16 protein-coding genes are annotated in these 15,704 nt (G+C 62.5%); 7 read left to right on the top strand and 9 right to left on the bottom strand.

The genetic code is table 11. The features are described 5' to 3' along the window. Position 1: 1 nt before the first annotated feature. Together VPH47_RS12095 and VPH47_RS12090 are read left to right on the top strand one after the other, a co-directional pair. Positions 2 to 1,024, top strand: a complete 1,023-nt coding sequence (locus VPH47_RS12095; RefSeq protein WP_368850913.1) for an SIR2 family protein — start codon at positions 2 to 4, stop codon at positions 1,022 to 1,024. After that, positions 1,021 to 4,170, top strand: coding sequence for a type I restriction endonuclease subunit R (locus VPH47_RS12090; protein ID WP_368850912.1), 3,150 nt, complete (start codon positions 1,021 to 1,023; stop codon positions 4,168 to 4,170). The genes VPH47_RS12095 and VPH47_RS12090 overlap by 4 nt, the downstream gene beginning before the upstream one ends. A gap of 63 nt (positions 4,171 to 4,233) precedes the next feature. Here VPH47_RS12090 and VPH47_RS12085 read toward each other — a convergent pair whose 3' ends face one another. Next, entirely contained in the window at positions 4,234 to 4,590 is a 357-nt protein-coding gene (locus VPH47_RS12085; protein ID WP_368850911.1) for a hypothetical protein, read from the bottom strand. Between the two features lie 553 nt (positions 4,591 to 5,143). Next, the gene (locus VPH47_RS12080) at positions 5,144 to 6,067 is read right to left on the bottom strand and encodes a LysR family transcriptional regulator (RefSeq protein WP_368850910.1); all 924 of its coding nucleotides are present in this window, start codon (positions 6,065 to 6,067) and stop codon (positions 5,144 to 5,146) included. A 97-nt stretch (positions 6,068 to 6,164) separates the two neighbouring features. On the opposite strand from VPH47_RS12080, the gene VPH47_RS12075 reads away from it, so the two are divergent. The 3 genes from VPH47_RS12075 to VPH47_RS12065 all read left to right on the top strand — a co-directional run bounded on the left by VPH47_RS12075 (position 6,165) and on the right by VPH47_RS12065 (position 8,399). Beyond that, a complete protein-coding gene (locus tag VPH47_RS12075) occupies positions 6,165 to 7,004 on the top strand; it encodes a type 1 glutamine amidotransferase domain-containing protein (RefSeq protein ID WP_368850909.1) in 840 nt (279 codons plus the stop codon). 98 nt (positions 7,005 to 7,102) lie between these two features. Further along, complete coding sequence (locus VPH47_RS12070) at positions 7,103 to 7,834, top strand: hypothetical protein (RefSeq protein WP_368850908.1); 732 nt, start codon at positions 7,103 to 7,105, stop codon at positions 7,832 to 7,834. Between the two features lie 85 nt (positions 7,835 to 7,919). Continuing rightward, positions 7,920 to 8,399 (top strand): hypothetical protein, encoded by a 480-nt coding sequence (locus tag VPH47_RS12065; RefSeq protein WP_368850907.1) that lies wholly within the window; start codon positions 7,920 to 7,922, stop codon positions 8,397 to 8,399. A gap of 12 nt (positions 8,400 to 8,411) precedes the next feature. Here the strand turns inward: VPH47_RS12065 and VPH47_RS12060 are convergent, their stop codons facing one another. Continuing rightward, positions 8,412 to 9,830, bottom strand: coding sequence for a hypothetical protein (locus VPH47_RS12060; RefSeq protein ID WP_368850906.1), 1,419 nt, complete (start codon positions 9,828 to 9,830; stop codon positions 8,412 to 8,414). A gap of 129 nt (positions 9,831 to 9,959) precedes the next feature. On the opposite strand from VPH47_RS12060, the gene VPH47_RS12055 reads away from it, so the two are divergent. Further along, on the top strand, positions 9,960 to 10,742 hold the full coding sequence (locus VPH47_RS12055) for a 3-hydroxybutyrate dehydrogenase (RefSeq protein WP_368850905.1): 783 nt from the start codon (positions 9,960 to 9,962) through the stop codon (positions 10,740 to 10,742). Between the two features lie 57 nt (positions 10,743 to 10,799). On the opposite strand, the gene VPH47_RS12050 is transcribed toward VPH47_RS12055, so the two are convergent. The 3 genes from VPH47_RS12050 to VPH47_RS12040 form a co-directional block, all read right to left on the bottom strand. Continuing rightward, on the bottom strand, positions 10,800 to 11,876 hold the full coding sequence (locus VPH47_RS12050; protein ID WP_164161831.1) for a Shedu immune nuclease family protein: 1,077 nt from the start codon (positions 11,874 to 11,876) through the stop codon (positions 10,800 to 10,802). A 140-nt stretch (positions 11,877 to 12,016) separates the two neighbouring features. Further along, positions 12,017 to 12,781 (bottom strand): hypothetical protein, encoded by a 765-nt coding sequence (locus tag VPH47_RS12045; RefSeq protein ID WP_368850904.1) that lies wholly within the window; start codon positions 12,779 to 12,781, stop codon positions 12,017 to 12,019. Positions 12,782 to 12,878: 97 nt separating this feature from the next. Further along, a complete protein-coding gene (locus VPH47_RS12040) occupies positions 12,879 to 13,022 on the bottom strand; it encodes a hypothetical protein (protein ID WP_368850903.1) in 144 nt (47 codons plus the stop codon). Between the two features lie 72 nt (positions 13,023 to 13,094). Between VPH47_RS12040 and VPH47_RS12035 the strand changes: the two genes are divergently transcribed. Next, positions 13,095 to 14,381 carry an alpha/beta hydrolase family protein gene (locus VPH47_RS12035; protein ID WP_368850902.1) on the top strand — a complete coding sequence of 429 codons (1,287 nt, stop codon included), beginning with the start codon at positions 13,095 to 13,097 and terminating at the stop codon, positions 14,379 to 14,381. Positions 14,382 to 14,435: 54 nt separating this feature from the next. Here the strand turns inward: VPH47_RS12035 and VPH47_RS12030 are convergent, their stop codons facing one another. Genes VPH47_RS12030 through VPH47_RS12020 form a run of 3 tightly spaced genes read right to left on the bottom strand, consistent with a single transcriptional unit; the run spans position 14,436 to position 15,695 of the window. Beyond that, positions 14,436 to 14,894: an SRPBCC family protein gene (locus tag VPH47_RS12030; RefSeq protein WP_153854991.1), complete on the bottom strand. Its 459-nt coding sequence runs from the start codon at positions 14,892 to 14,894 to the stop codon at positions 14,436 to 14,438. Between the two features lie 2 nt (positions 14,895 to 14,896). Then, entirely contained in the window at positions 14,897 to 15,229 is a 333-nt protein-coding gene (locus VPH47_RS12025) for a helix-turn-helix transcriptional regulator (RefSeq protein ID WP_014036929.1), read from the bottom strand. A 10-nt stretch (positions 15,230 to 15,239) separates the two neighbouring features. After that, complete coding sequence (locus VPH47_RS12020; protein WP_350260173.1) at positions 15,240 to 15,695, bottom strand: SRPBCC domain-containing protein; 456 nt, start codon at positions 15,693 to 15,695, stop codon at positions 15,240 to 15,242. Between the last annotated feature and the right edge of the window lie 9 nt (positions 15,696 to 15,704).

Raw genomic sequence — 15,704 nt, 5'->3', positions numbered from 1 at the left:
CATGGAATTTTGGCGCCCCAAGTACCATGAATATCTCAATTCCGAAGGGGATGTGACCATTGTTGGTTCTACCTTTCAGCGGAGTCGAATACTCAAAGATTTAGAGCCAGAAACTTATCAGTTATCTTTTGAAGATTGGGTTGAAGAGAGAAAGGCTGGCTTGCATGATTTGGCTGGTCAAGTACTGACGACGCACGACAACGAAAACCGTTTCAAGGCTCTCAAGAGGGCATATGAGACTCGGAATGTTGTTCCATTTCTTGGTGCGGGCATATCAATGCCTAGTGGCTATCCGGGCTGGACGAAATTTCTATGGGATTTACAGTCTGAGTCGCACGTCAAAGAGAATGATTTGGAGTTGTTGTTAAGTTCTGGAAACTATGAAGGTGCAGCTCAGCTGATTTACGATGATCTTGGCTCTGCGTTATTTGGCAAGCAGCTGCAAGAATGCTTTGATAGAAATTGCACGACTGCTGGCGCAATAAATTTGCTTCCGCTTGTGTTCCCGGACTCAAATATCATTACCACCAATTTCGACAAGTTGCTTGAGTCTGTCTTTTCTGGACAATCACAAGGCTTTGACCAAGTGGTGCTTGGTACTAGCCTGGAAGAGGCGCTGCGTATTTTGAATACTGGTGGAAGATACCTTCTAAAGCTGCATGGCTCATGTGAATCGATTGCAAATCGCGTGCTACTCCAGGGTGAGTACGAGCATGCCTATAGCGACTCAGGGGTTGTTAGGAGATTCTTTTCACGCTTCTTGTTCGGGAAGTCATTGTTATTTATCGGTTGCAGCCTTTTGACGGATCGCACGCTACGGGCAATGGAAGACGTAGTCTCAGCAGAAGGTTCCCACACGCTTCCACAACACTATGCTTTCCTTGAGTTAAAGGATGGGGTCGATCGCGTGGAACGGAAAAAGGATTTGGCAAGAGCCAACATATTTCCCATCTGGTATCCGGAGGGAGAGCATGATGAATCTATCGAAGCCTTATTGTTGGCGCTGATGGAGGATGGGGCATGATCACGGAGCAGCAACTCGAAGACCACAGTGTCGCTTGGTTTCAGGAGCTTGGTTGGCAGTACGTTCTGGGTTCAAGCATTGCACCCGATGGAGATGGCCCTGCGCGTACTGATTATCGCCAGACCGTATTGCGGGAACGCTTGTTAGTCGCGCTCACCCGCATCAACCAGCACATCCCCGCTGCGGCGCTGGAGCAGGCAGCACACGAGCTTCTTACGGTAAGCGAGCCGCTGCTGATCGCGCGCAACCGTCGTATGCATGGACTTCTGCTGGCTGGCATTCCGGTCGAGTTCTCCATAGGCGACGAAAAGCGCACCGACTTGGTTAACCTGATTGACTTCGCTGACCCACGCAACAACGACTTCCTGCTGGTCAGCCAATTCACCGTGACTGGTACCAAGCAGCTGCGCCGTCCCGATCTGGTGGCCTTCGTCAACGGCCTGCCGCTGGCGGTGATCGAGCTGAAGAACCCAGCCAACGAGCAGGCCGACATCTGGGATGCCTTCAACCAGATCCAGACCTACAAGGAAGAGATTGGCGACCTCTTTAACACCAACGTGGCGGTGGTGGTCAGCGACGGCTTCACGGCGCGCCTGGGTTCGCTGACGGCCAACCAGGAGCGCATGCAGCCCTGGCGGGCGATTGCCAATGAGGACAACCGGCCGCTGCTGGAGTTCGAACTGGAAACCATGGTGCGTGGCTTCTTTGAGCCTGCACTGTTCCTGGACTATGTCCGCCACTTCGTGCTGTTCGAGCAGGATGCCGATCAGATCATCAAGAAGATTGCGGGCTACCACCAGTTCCATGCCGTGCGCGAGGCGGTGAAAGCTACGGTGGTCGCCGCCAGCGACCCGAACAAGGGTCTTCTGGAAGTGCAGGAGCCGCGTGCCACCTATGGCAAGGAAGTGCAGCCCGGCAGCCGCAAGGCCGGTGTGGTGTGGCATACCCAAGGCTCGGGCAAGAGCATCACCATGGCCTGCTACGCGGGCAAGCTGTTGCAGCAGCCAGAGATGAAGAATCCAACGCTGGTGGTGGTGACCGACCGCAACGATCTCGACGGTCAGCTTTTCGGCACTTTCTGCGCCGCCGAGGACCTCCTTAGGCAGGCGCCAGAGCAGGCCGGCAGCCGCGAGGAGCTGCGCGAGATGCTGGCTTCGCGTGAGGCTGGCGGCATCATCTTCACCACGGTGCAGAAGTTCGCCCTGCTGGACGATGAGGCACTTCACCCATTGCTGTCGGATCGCAGCAATATTGTTGTGATCTCCGACGAGGCGCACCGCAGCCAGTACGGCATGAAGGGGCGGCTGGATACCGAGACCGGCAAGTACGTGTTCGGCTATGCCAAGCACATGCGCGACGCGCTGGCCAATGCCACGTTCATCGGCTTTACCGGCACGCCCATCGCTCTGGAAGACAAAGACACTCGGGCGGTGTTCGGCGATTACGTCAGCATCTATGACATTCAGGATGCGGTAGACGATGGCGCCACGGTCCCAATCTTCTACGAAAGCCGTCTAGCTAAGCTGGACGTGAACCAGGCTGAGATCGACGCACTCAATGCCCGGGTAGATGAGGTCATCGAGGACGAGGAAGACATCACTGCCCGCGAGAAGACCAAGAGCGATTGGGCTGCGCTGACCAAGCTGGTTGGTGCGAAACCGCGTCTTGAACAGGTCGCTGCCGACTTGGTGCAGCACTTCGAGACGCGCACGGCCACGCTGGAAGGCAAGGCGATGATCGTGTGCATGAGCCGTGACATTTGTGCCGAGCTGTACGACGCAATCGCGGCCCTGCGCCCGGACTGGCACGATGCCGACCCGGAGAGGGGGGCAATCAAGGTAGTGATGACCGGCTCGGCAGCGGACAAGCCCTTGCTGCAGCCTCATCTTTACAGCCAGCAGGTGAAGAAACGCCTGGAAAAGCGCTTCAAGGATCCGGCAGACCCGTTGAAGCTGGTGATAGTACGCGACATGTGGCTGACTGGCTTCGACGCGCCCTGCTGTCACACCATGTACGTGGACAAGCCCATGAAGGGCCACAACCTGATGCAGGCCATCGCCCGCGTCAACCGAGTGTTCCGCAACAAGCCCGGTGGATTGGTCGTAGATTACATCGGCATTGCCAACGAGCTAAAAGCGGCGCTCAAGACCTACACCGAATCCAAGGGCAAGGGCGATCCTGCGCATAGCGCGGCGGAGGCTCTGGCTGTGTTGCTGGAGAAGCTGGACATCGTGCGCGGGTTGATGCATGGCTTTGATTACAGCGAGTTCGAAACAGATGCGCTGCAACTTTTGGTGCCAGTGGCCAACCATATCCTAGGGCTGAAGGACGGCAAGCAGCGCTTCCTCGATGCCATGTTGGCGGTGAGCAAGGCGTTCTCCCTGTGCAGCACGCTCGATGAAGCCGCAGCCTTACGTACGGAGATTGCCTTCTTTGCCGCCGTCAAGGCCGCCATCGTCAAGTTCACCACTGTGGATCGCAAGGGTTCCGATGCGGACAAGAACAGCGCGCTCAAGCAGATTCTTGATAACGCCATCGTGGCCGACGGGGTGGCGGATATCTTCGCGTTGGCGGGCCTGGACAAGCCCAACATCGGCCTGCTTTCAGACGAGTTCCTGGAAGACGTGCGGCAGATGAAGAGCCGCAATCTGGCGGTGGAACTGCTGGAGAAGCTGTTGCGCGACGAGATCAAGGCGCGGGCGCGCAACAACGTAGTGCAGGAGAAGAAGTACGGCGACCGCCTGTTGGAAACCTTGCGCAAGTACCACAACCGGGCGGTGGAGACGGCGCAGGTCATCGAAGAGCTGATCCAGATGGCCAAGGACTTCCAGGCGGCCCTGGAACGAGAGACGGCATTGGGCCTGAGTCAGGATGAGATAGCCTTCTATGATGCCTTGGCCAATAACGAAGGTGCGGTTCGGGAGTTGGGGGACGACACTCTAAAGAGCATTGCCATCGAGATCACGGAGAAGCTGCGCCATAGCACCACGGTGGATTGGCAGGTGCGTGAGAGCGTCCGCGCTAAGTTGCGGATTCTGGTGCGACGTACCCTGAAGAAATGGAAGTACCCGCCGGTAGGTGAGGATGCCGCGATCGAACTAGTGCTTAAGCAGGCCGAATCACTGTCAGACGCGTGGTCAAAGTAGATGCACGTTTAAAGAATTAGGGCGCCGATAGGCGCCCGTGTGATCGAGCGAGGGGCTGGTGGATTACTCCGGCCTAACCTCCCGACAGGCCCACTCAACCAACCCTCTACAAGCCAGAAACAACCCGTCCACCACCCCCTCATCCAGATGCCTCTCCGGCTCCGCTGCCACCCGGCAGCGGTCTGCCGCATGCAGCAGCTCCAGCACCGTCAGCGCCCCCACCATCGCGCGCTCGCTCCTGGCCAGACTTACACGGCGGCCGGGTGACACGTCGTTCTCCGGCCACGGATGCCCATCAGCCCCCTCGCAACCGCGCATGCGCTTGAGGATGCCGAGCAGGGAGTTCAGGTCGGGCAGGGGAGTGTCGTCGTTGACGGGCTCAACAACGGTGTACGAAGAGAAGGTGTCGGATTCGTTCATGGCGTCGGCTTCCGTGGCTGTGCTTAACAGCGCCACCGCGAAGAGGTGGCGGACGATGCGTGGCTGCAAACCGGGATGAAATAGCACCATAGACCGGTGGGCCCAAGGACCCCCACGCACCGCCCGCCAGAAAGGCCGACGGATTGCCCGCCGGCACCGGTTAAGGACGGTGCCGACGGGCAAGCGCAAACTACAGGTGCATCTCTCATCACGGGTTTGCAGACCCGCTGCCACCCTTTCTCGGTGGCGCGCCATGGTGTTTACGCCGCCGCTTCGAATGCCAATAGAAATTCGCGAAGGAATCTCTGAATCCGAGAGCGAAGAACTATTGTTGCACGCACCATTCGTGCAGCACGCGACGCCAGCAGACGCATTCGCGCAGCTGCTCTGCTGATGGCGGATCAAAGTGGCGCAATCGCCCATGTCACAAGCGGATAGCGCGACGGCCTTCTTTGCAACAGTTCTTACTCTGCTTAGGCAGGCAGCGGCGCCCGACCGACCGTAGGCCCCGAAAATCGGTTCAATCCCGACAACGTCAGCGAACCTTGCAGTCTCAACCAACGCCATCCTCAGCACGCCCCACATTCCCCACCAGCAATTCAATCATCGCCCGCGCCGCCGCCGACTGCCGCCGATGCGGCGCATAGATCACCGAGAACGGCCGCGATCTCCCGCGCAGCTGCGGCAGCACTTCCACCAGCTGCCCACGCTGCAATCGCTCGCGCACGATGAACTCAAAGCTCTGGCAGATGCCTATGCCTTGTTCGGCCAGCGACACCACGCCCAGCACATCGTCGGAGGTCTCGATGGACGAACGCGGCAGCCAGTCCACGTCGCGTCCGCCGTCGCGGAAGATCCACGGCGCCAGCCGCCCGGTGCGCGGCATTACAAACGGCAGGCACAGGTGCTGCTGCAGGTCGTCGAGCGTCTGCGGTGTGCCGCGGCGCTGCAGGTAGTTGGGTGCGGCCACCAGCAGCAGCGGCGCGTCTTCCAGCTTTCGCCCCACCAGCCCGCTGTCCGGCAGCTGGCCCAGCCGGATGGCCAGATCGAAGCCTTCGGCCACCAGGTCCACGTTGCGGTTGGTGATGTTCAGTTCCACCTGCACCTGCGGGTACTGCTGCGCAAAGCGCGCCAGCACGGGCGGCAGCCGGTAGTGGCCATAGGTGGTGGGCACGCTCAGGCGCACGCGGCCGGCCAGCGCACCATCCTGGCCCAGTACGTCGCGCTCGGCCTCGTCCAACAGGCCGAAGGCGGTGCGCACCTGTTCCAGATAGAGCCGCCCGGCGTCGGTCAGGCCCACGCGGCGGGTGGTCCGCTGCAACAGCTGCCGGCCCAGCCGCGCTTCCAGACGGGTGACCGCGCGGCTCAGCACCGAGGGCGTGGTGGACAGCGCCACCGCGCCAGCCGTGAACGAGCCGTGCTCGACTACCGCCAGGAACACCTCCACATCGCCCAGGTAGTCGAACTTGCGGCTCATTTGGCTCTCCGTGGAACAGATGTTTTGCGATGGAGCCAATTTATCGCCGCCGGGGCGATGAATAAAGTGGCCGCCATTCCCCCGATAGGAGCTCCCCATGAACCTGATGACCCGGCTGGCCGCAGCGCTGGCCCTGACCCTGGCCGCCAGCGGCGCGCAGGCCGCCAACGTGCTGGTGGTGCTGTCCGACGAAAACCACCTGGACCTGAAGGACGGCAAGGTGCTGTCCACCGGCTTCTATCTCAACGAGTTGATGCAGCCGGTCAAGCTGCTGCTGGACGCCGGCCACGAGGTGACGTTCGCCACGCCGCAGGGGCGGGCGCCGACGGTGGATGCGTCCTCGGTGACGCCGGCGTATTTCGGCAACGATGCCGCGCAGCTGGCGCTGCACAAGGATCTGCTGGAGAAACTGGCGCTGACCTCGCCGACGGCTTCGCCGGTGGTCAGCCTGGCGCGCGTGGAGCAGCAGGGCTACGCGCGTTTCGATGCGGTCTACATTCCCGGTGGCCACGCGCCGATGCAGGACCTGCTGAAGAGCCCAGCGCTGGGCCGGTTGCTGGCCGACTTCCACCAGCGCAACAAGACCACCGCGCTGGTCTGCCACGGGCCGATCGCGCTGCTGTCCACGCTGCCGGATGCTGCGGGTTTCGTGGCGAAGTTGGACGCGGGTGCGATGCCGGCTACGCCGAAGTGGATCTACAGCGGCTACCAGATGACGGTGATCAGCAACCAGGAAGAAGAGCAGGCCAAGCCGCTGCTGGGCGGCGGTGAGATGAAGTTCTACCCGCAGACCGCGCTGCAGCGGGCGGGGGCGACGTTCAGCAGCAATGCCACGCCGTGGACCGGGCATGTAGTGGTGGACCGCGAGCTGATCACCGGGCAGAACCCGGCTTCGGCGCTGGAGGTGGGGCAGCGGTTGGCGGAGCGGTTGAAGTAGGGCGGGTTCTGCATCGCATGCGGTGCCGTGGCACCATGGTGGGCTGGCCTCGTCCTTCCGGGCGGGGCCGTTTTCCCAGGGAAGCCCTCGAACACGACATGCGAACGTCTCTTTTCATTCTCTCCGCCCTGTGCCTTGGCCTGCTGTCTGGCTGCGCCAGTGGCCCGGAGGAGCACGCCTCAAGCCGCGAAATCACCGGTGCGTTCGTGGCCGACGACGGCCAGCTATACCTGCTGCCGCGCTTTGAAGAGCCGATGCGTTTCAATGCCGCGCCGTTCCGCGAGTACCGCGCGCTGATGGACAGCCCGCTGCGCGAGACGGTGGCCTGCGCGCAGATGTACTTCCATGAGGACTGGCGCGACCCGGCCAACAAGGCCAAGGTGCACGGCAGCTATGCGCTGCTGCTGCGGCCGGAGCAGGTGACGCCGGAACAGGCCGCGCAGTTCAAGCTGGAGCGGATTGAGGTGCTCCCGCGCGAGGCGAAGTATGTGGATGAGCGTGCGCGCTACTACCTGCCGCAGGATCGGAGCCGCTACGCGCTGGCGTTTGATCGGGCCTGCAATCTTTCAAAGACGGGCGGCAGCTATTACAGCGCGCTGTTCGAGGGCGACGGCGAGCGGGTGAAGTTGCCGGACGCCGCTGCGCTGGCGGAGAAGGGGAAGCTGGTACAGCCGATCAGTGCGCGGGCGCAGCGGATCCTGCCGGAGAGGGAGGACAAGCCGGGTGTTGGGACGGCGGCCGGCAAGGTGCTGGGCGCAGCGTTGATACCTGTGGCGGTTCCGGTGTTTGTGTTGAGCCTGCCGTTCCTGGGGCCGGATCATTGGAAGTGATGGGGCGTTGAGGGAGAGCCATCCACGCATGGCGTGGATCTACCCGGGCGTCGTCAGTGCCTGAACGTTCATCCTGGAGATCTGTGTGCCCAGCACGCTGGGAACTGTTTTGAAGACCGCAGGCTTCATTGTCCTCGCGGCACTTCCGTTGGTGATCCTTTGGTTCATCCTTCGGCAAATGTCAGCGAGAGCCCGTTCGGCGTTGGGATCAGGGTTGCGTCTGAATCCCCCGCGCCGGATCTCCGGCACGTCCATGACCCTGGTGATGGTGGATGGCAAAGAGGATCGGGAGCACTACTTCTTCGACACAGATTTCTTTTACCTGCGGCGGGGCCCGGTACCCACGGCGGTTCCGCTCTCGCAGATCACCTCAGTCACACGAACGTCCGACGTCATCTATGCGCGCTATGTCTGGCAGGTATGCTTCAGCAGAGCATCGGGTAGAAAGTGCGTGACGTTCACTAACAACCTTTCGCTGTTCAACCGCGACTTTCTGCTCTTTCTGGAGGCGGTGCGGAAGGCTAATCCGCTCGCGACCGTTGAGCGAGCGAGTCTGTTCTTCTGAGTGCTGGATGATTCAGATATGCGGACGTTGAGGCAGTGAATCCACGCGTGGCGTGGATCTACAGCTTGGCCTGCCGCCAGTCACACAGCTTGCCCGCCAATGCTCCCAGGCCTTGGCATCGATGCCGGCCTTCAGTGCGATGGCCTGCAACTCCGCCCAGTTCTTCGGCGAAGGCGAGGCCAGCAGCCCGCGCATGAAGGCCTGCATCTTTACTTCGCCAACCTGTTTTTCCAGCGAGATCAGCAACAAAGGGCCGTAGCCATAGCGGTACAGTTCGCCCATGTCCGAGTTGCCGTCGATGGCATCGAACGCGGGCAGCGGCTTTTCCTGCTTATCGACGGCCGATTGCAGTCGCGCGATGTAGCGATCCGCCGCAGCATCGCCACTGATCTCGCGCAGCGCCTTGATCGACAGGAACTCGGCGCTGGATTCCAGCAGTACCCAGAAGTAGGGGCCCTGCGGACGGTTCAGCGTGCCGAAGTAGTAATGGCCCATTTCGTGTGCGATGTACTGCACGCGGCGGTCGGCCTTTTCGCCACCGGCGAGCAGTGAATCGGCCACGTTGCCGATGCTGCCGCTCATGGCGATGGTCGGCCAAGTGGCAAAGCCCCACTCGCTACCCTCGCGGTCGCGCTCGATCTGGTTGAGGGTGACCATGCGCAGGAAGGTGGGGCGGTCGGCCAGCGGCACGCCCATGTAACGGCTGTGCACGTCGGCTACCTTCTGCATCGTGCTGGACAATGCATCAACCTTGGCCTTGGGCAGGGTCTCGTTGAGGACCGTGACCTGCGCGGTGCGGGTGATCGGGCCGCTGCCGCCGAACAGCAGGATCGGCCGTGCGTTCTCGCTGCGGAAACGGCCCTGCGCGCCTTCGATGGCCGGGCTGCCGTTGAGATACAGGAAGCGGCAGCCGTTGCAGTCCACCTGCAGGTCGTAGCGGCTTTCGCTGCTGCGCACGCGGGCCTTGGGGTCGAATGCCTGCGGCAGCCAGGCGGACTGTTCGGTGAAGCGGGCGCTGTCGCCGTTGAAGGCCATCAGGCCCTTGAAGTCGGTTGGGGCATCGTGCCGGGCATAGACCGGGAAGGCGCCCACGTACTGCACGCAGAGCGTGGCGGATGGCTTGGCCACGGTGTACACGCGTGCCTCGCCATCCACACCGGGGGCGTACCAGCCTTCGAAGTCCAGCGGCGCGCCATCGCCATCGGTCACCCGCGCGACATTCAGGCCCGCGTTGAGCACGAAGGTGTTGAGCGACCCGGCAGGGCGGTTGGACACGCAGACGTCGCCCTCGACGCGGCCACTGGCAATGTCCAGCCGCGCGCTGCCGGTGGTAAGTGGCGTCGCGGCCTGAGCGGGCGGCGTGGCCTGGCTGATGGCAGGGGCGAGCAGTGCGGCAACAACGGCGGGCAGCAGGGCCTTGCAGGGGTTCATCGGGCCAGCCATGGGTGGATTGCGCTGACTATAGGGGTAATGTGAAAGTCTGCCGAGAGGGGGGGCATCCACGCATGGCGTGGACCCAGAGGGCTACACTGGTTGCCTGTGCCCGTTGGAAGCTCGCCCATGTTCAGTGGAAAGGTTGCGGTGGTTACCGGCTCCACCAGCGGTATCGGCCTTGGCATCGCCACGGCGCTGGCACGGCAGGGCGCCGACGTCGTGCTGAATGGCTTTGGCGATGCAGCGGAGATTGAACGCCTCCGTTCACGGCTGGAAACCGAGTTCGGTGTACGGGTGGCGCATGATGGCGCAGACCTGTCCCGTGGCGAGGCGGTGCGCGGAATGATCGACCACGCCGTTGCGACGATGGGCCGCATCGACATCCTGGTGAACAACGCGGGCATCCAGCACACCGCTTCAATCGACGAGTTTCCCGTAGAGAAGTGGGATGCGATCCTGGCGCTGAATCTCTCGGCGGTGTTCCATGCAACGGCGGCGGCCTTGCCCCACATGAAGCAGCAGGGCGCCGGTCGCATCATCAACATCGCATCCGTACACGGTCTGGTGGGCTCGGCGAACAAGTCGGCCTATGTGGCGGCCAAGCACGGCGTGGTGGGGTTTACCAAGGTGACCGCGCTGGAGAATGCGGGCAGCGGTATCACCGCCAATGCCATCTGCCCGGGCTGGGTGCGGACCGCGCTGGTCGAGCAGCAGATCACTGCGTTGGCCGAGCGCGAAGGCACGGATCAAGAAACCGCCGCGCGCGCGTTGCTGGCCGAAAAGCAGCCCTCGTTGCAGTTCGTGACGCCCGAGCAGCTGGGAGAAATGGTGGTGTTCCTGGCCTCGGACGCCGCGGCCCAGATCACCGGCACGGCATTGCCGGTGGATGGAGGCTGGACGGCGCGCTAACTGCAGGTGTTCGGAGTAAAGAGGGGACAGGATAAGACAGCCAGCTGGATGGCGGGTTCAGTCCCGCTGGATTCGACGCAACCAAGTGTCCCACGATTCGAGCCGCACTTGGGGTGACGTTCCGCGTTCGTAATCGTGGCGTTTGCGGCTCTCTTCCAGGTCGTTCTGGGTTCTCCCACCGATGATCACCGGGCGGATGTTGATGTCCTTATCGGGATCGACCTCAAGAGGGGCTTCGGGGCCGAGAAATGCATTGTGGAGCGAACTCCCGCGCTCGGCTTCTGCGCGGATACGGTGCAGCTCGCAGCGGATGGGTTCCTGGTTGCGATAGAACAATCCGAGGCGTTTGCGGAGCTGGCCTGCGGCTTCCAGTACTTTGTGGTTGAACTCCTCGTAGTGGTTGCTATTGACGAGGTTGAAGTCGGCTCCCTTGACCTCGATCAGAATGACATCCATGCGCGAGCGACCGGTGAACACGGCGAAATCCACATAGCCGTCGCCAAAGGGAAATTCCGAAAAGCAGATGTATTCGTCATCTGGCGAGGTGAACGCTTCGGCGACAATCGATAGATCGCTCTTGAGCAAGCGTTGGAGCTCGCGTTCACCACTTCCAGCCTCGACGAGTGCGCGCACGGAGGAGCGCGAGATCATGGTGTCTGCGATCTCCAGCTTGCGCTTGGTGACCTCGGGAGACTCGGGCCAGGGTGAACCATCAAATCGCCTTGTGGAGAGTCTGAGCGTTTCGGTCCTGCCGACGATTCGCTTGTTGTGTTCGGTACGGTCTTCAAGCTCGTCCGGACTACAACCCAGAAGGGCAATCGCCGTCTTTTTCGAGATCGACTGCCAGTTCACCCCTGGAGAGACTCGCACCTGGTCAAAGGTGTCATGCTCTGGGTCAGGTCTCTCATAGTGTTCGATATAAACCGTCGCACCGAGGGCCAGTCCGCTGTCCTCGATTCGCTCCACGATCGTTTCAATGGCATTGGTGACGGACCGCCCGTTGTTACATGGGCCAAGATCCGTGATGAGAACGCGGGGGCCGTCATCTCCGGAGAACACGCGGAGACGGCACATGCCTTTGGATTGCGGGTGGTAGTCGCCTGCGTAGCTGAGTACCGTATCTACAATCTTCATTCTGCAATTGCTCTCGCTCCTCCATGGAATGTCAACAATGTGCGTCTTATGTTCCGCACACAATCGGGGATTCCCCTACAGATTTCACCAATGGGGACGACAGTTGGGAATCAACGGCCAGGGATATTCAGGCGTTACAGTCACTGGACCGGCTGTGCCCGCCGCTGCAGCATCGGCAGCGCCACCAGTGTGGCGAGGATGGTGAACAGCACCAGCGACGAGCCCACCGTGCCGAAGCCCAGGCCACCTTTTTCCAGCGGCTTGGTGAGCAGGTCGCCGAAGGTGGCACCGAACGGGCGGGTGAGCACGAAGGCGATCCAGAACAGGATGACCCGGTTGATGCCCTTGATACGGCTGGCCAGCGCGGTGAGCGCGATGAGGCTGCCGATCAGTAGCGCGCCGCCGGTGAAGCCCAGCCCGGAATCGTCGGCGAGGAAGTCGCCCAAGGCGGTGCCCAGCGTGTTGGAGAACAGCACGGCGGTCCAGTAGAAGCCTTCGGCGCGGCGCGATGCGATGTTGCTGACCGAGATCGACTTTTCAGACAGGCGCCAGGCCAACAGCACCAGCGCCAGGCAGCCGGCGAGCAGGCTGGCGCCGGTGGCGTACCCCAGCCCCAGCGTGCGGTCGATCAGGTCGGACATCGTTGTGCCGGCGGTGCTGGTAGCCAGCACTACCGACCAGAACAGCACCGGGTGGAAGCGCCGCGCGGACAGTTGCACGGCCAGCAGGCCGGCGAAGATCGCCAGCAGGATGGCCGAGCTGGCCACGTAGCCCAGGTTGAGCGTCATCGACAGCAGGTCACCGGCGGTCTCGCCGAGGGTGGTGGCGGCGATCTTCATCACCCAGAAGCCGAGGGTGACTGCCGCCACTTTGCTGTGCAGGGAGTCTGCGTCTGAAGCACTCATCGAGGGTCGCCAGGGATGCCTGCGGGCGATGCTGTGGCGGCGGGCGTCGGAGCGCGGTCGGAAACGGGTTCGGCGAGGGTGAGCGTGGGGGCGGCGTTCAGCCGGCGCTGGCCGGGGCCGGCAGGCGTGCCAGCAAGGCGTCCCAGTCGGCGACGAAGCAGCCGTCGCGGCCGCGGTTGCACTCGGTGATCCATGCGTCCAGCGACTCGCTCTGCGATATGACGGCGAGCAGTTGCAGCATGCGCTGGGAGAATGAACGCGCTACGCTGCGGCGATCCCCGCACTGCGCGGGTCTACGGTGGTGGGGAAGGACATGGCAGGGTGGAAGGGGCGTTCGGTGTTGTGGGCGGTGCTGTTGTCCTGCGGCCTGCCGGCAACGGCAGCGGAGCTGTGCACGGCCAGCGCCTATGCTGACGGGCAGGGCAACATCGTGGTGCTGGGCGCACCGGCTACGGCACCGGCTACGGGCCAACGCTATCTGATGCTGGACGGGCGACGCGGTGCGACCGGCGATATCAACGCACCGGTAAGCTGCAGCGGCGATGTGGTCAGCTTCAGGACACCCGCCGGAACCACGCAGCGCTGGCAGCGCCTGTTGACCCGCGATACCGATGCAACCTTCAGTAGTGCCGGAACCACGCTGGTGGGGCAGTTGATCGAACCGGCTGGCCCAGCTGACCCGAAGCGGCCGCTGGTGGTGTTGGTGCACGGCTCGGAACGCACGATGGCGGTGGCGGCGATCTACCAGCGCATGCTGGTGGCTCAGGGCATTTCGGTGTTCGCCTACCAGAAGCGTGGCACCGGCGATTCGGAAGGCGAATACACCCAGAACTTCGAGCTGCTGGCTGACGATGCCGCGGCGGCCTTGACGAAGGCACGTGAGCTGGCAGCGGGGCGTTTCGGTCGGGCCGGCTACTTCGGTGGCAGCCAGGGTGGTTGGATCGCGCCGCTGGCGGCGACGCGCTCGCAGGCGGATTTCGTGGCGATCGGGTTCGGCCTGGTGGTGTCACCGATCGAGGAGGACCGCGAGCAGCTGTTCGACGAGGCACGCCGCATGCAGCTGGATGCGGCGGCGATGAAGCAGATCGGCCAACTATCGGACGCGACCGCGCAGTTGATGCGCACGCATTTCAGCCAGGGCTACGAAGCACTCGCCCAGGTGCGTGCACGGATCGGTGTCGCGCCATGGGCGCAGACGATCAGCGGCGAGTACAGCGGTGACATGCTGCGGATGAGCGATGCTGATCTGCGCCGCATCGGTCGCGCGCGCTTCGACAATCTGGAACTGATCTGGGACTACGACGCCGAGGCCGCGCTGCGTCGTCTGAAGGTGCCATTGCTGTGGGTGCTGGCCGAGCAGGACCGAGCCGCGCCGATTGCGGCCACGCGCACCATCCTGGAACGCCTGCGCGCGTCGGGCCAGCCGATTGATACCTACCTGTTCCCGGACACCGACCACGGCATGGTGGAGTTCCGCACCGATGCCGAAGGCAACCGCGTGTCGACACGGATCACCGACGGGTATCTGCGCCTGTTGGCCGACTGGATCAAGCAGGAGGTGAGTGGGCCCTATGGGCGTTCGCGCAGGCTGAGCGACTGAGCGGACAGGGAGTGCTGGCGGCGGGCTGCTCTCCGCCGCCAGTTGCACCGGGGCTCACTTCGGCTTCGCAAACACATCCAAGCCCTTGCCCGTCTCCAGCAGCGACTTCAGGCTCGACAGCACGATCGGCCAACCCTGGCGGATGCCGGTATCCATGCCGCTGCCGGGTTCCAGTTCGTCGTGGGTGACGGTCAGTCGGACCATGTCCTGGTAGGGCACGATGTCGAAGGTGACGCGGCTGTAGGCATCCGGATTCTCCGCCTGCGAGGCGGCGGCCCAGGTGATGACCAGCCGCGAGGGCGGGGTGCTTTCCACCACTTCGCCCACCAGTTCGACCGAGCGCGTTTCGTTGGCGCGCACATGCTGCCAGCGTGAGCCGGGTTTCCAGTCCGAGACGTTTTCGTGGCCCCAGTAGCGGCTGGCGATCTCGGGGCGGGTGATCGCCTCGAACACCTTCTGCGGGGTGGAAGCGATGTAGATCACGTGGATGAAGCGGGTGGTCTCTGCGGACATCGTCATTCTCCTTCCAGTTCTCGTTTCAGGTCATGCAGCAGGCTCAGGCGCTGCTGCTCGAACTTGCGTACCCAGCGCTCGTAGACTTCGTGCAGCGGCACCGGGTTGATGAAGTGCAGCTTCTCGCGGCCACGGCGCACGGTGCTGATCAGGTTGGCGTCTTCCAGCAGGCCGAGGTGCTGGGTGACCGATTGCCGGGCCATGTCCAGGTGGTCGCACAGCTGGCCGAGCGACTGCCCGTTGTCTTCGCAGAGCAGATCCAGCAGCGTCCGGCGCGTGGGATCGGCCAATGCCTTGAACACCTTGTCTGCGTCGCGCACGTTGTCTACCGCCATGGGGATGTCTTCAATTCCAGTTGTCGATCCTGACGTCGTGCGGGTTGGGCTGGCCCTTGCCGGTCTCCAGCAGGGCTTTCAGGCTCATCAGGAACACCGCCCATTTGGTGCTGCAGTGGGAGGTGAACTCGACGCGCTCTTTCCAGCCCTCGTGGGTGAACAGGACGATGCAGTAGTCGCCCTCCTGCTTCAGCACGAAGCGCGCGTGGGTGCCGATCCATTCGGCGGGACCGGCGAGGAACCGCCAGAGCACGAGCTCACCTGGGATGAGCTGTTCCAGCTTCATTTCCATCGCGCCGATCTCCTGGCCGTTGTTCGTGAAGCGCGCCTTGACCGTGCCGCCGACCTCGCGGTCGCCCTGGGTGTCTTCGGCCCACCAGGCGGCGACGCCCTCGGGCGTGGCCAGGACCTGGTACACCTGGTTTGCGGGGGCCTTGATGCCGACCCTGTGTGCGATATCCACCATTGCAGGTTC

Source organism: Stenotrophomonas sp. WED208 (assembly GCF_040984485.1).
Classification (GTDB): domain Bacteria; phylum Pseudomonadota; class Gammaproteobacteria; order Xanthomonadales; family Xanthomonadaceae; genus Stenotrophomonas; species Stenotrophomonas riyadhensis.
Note: the sequence above shows the minus strand (reverse complement) of the source record. Positions and strands in the feature narration are given on the sequence as shown.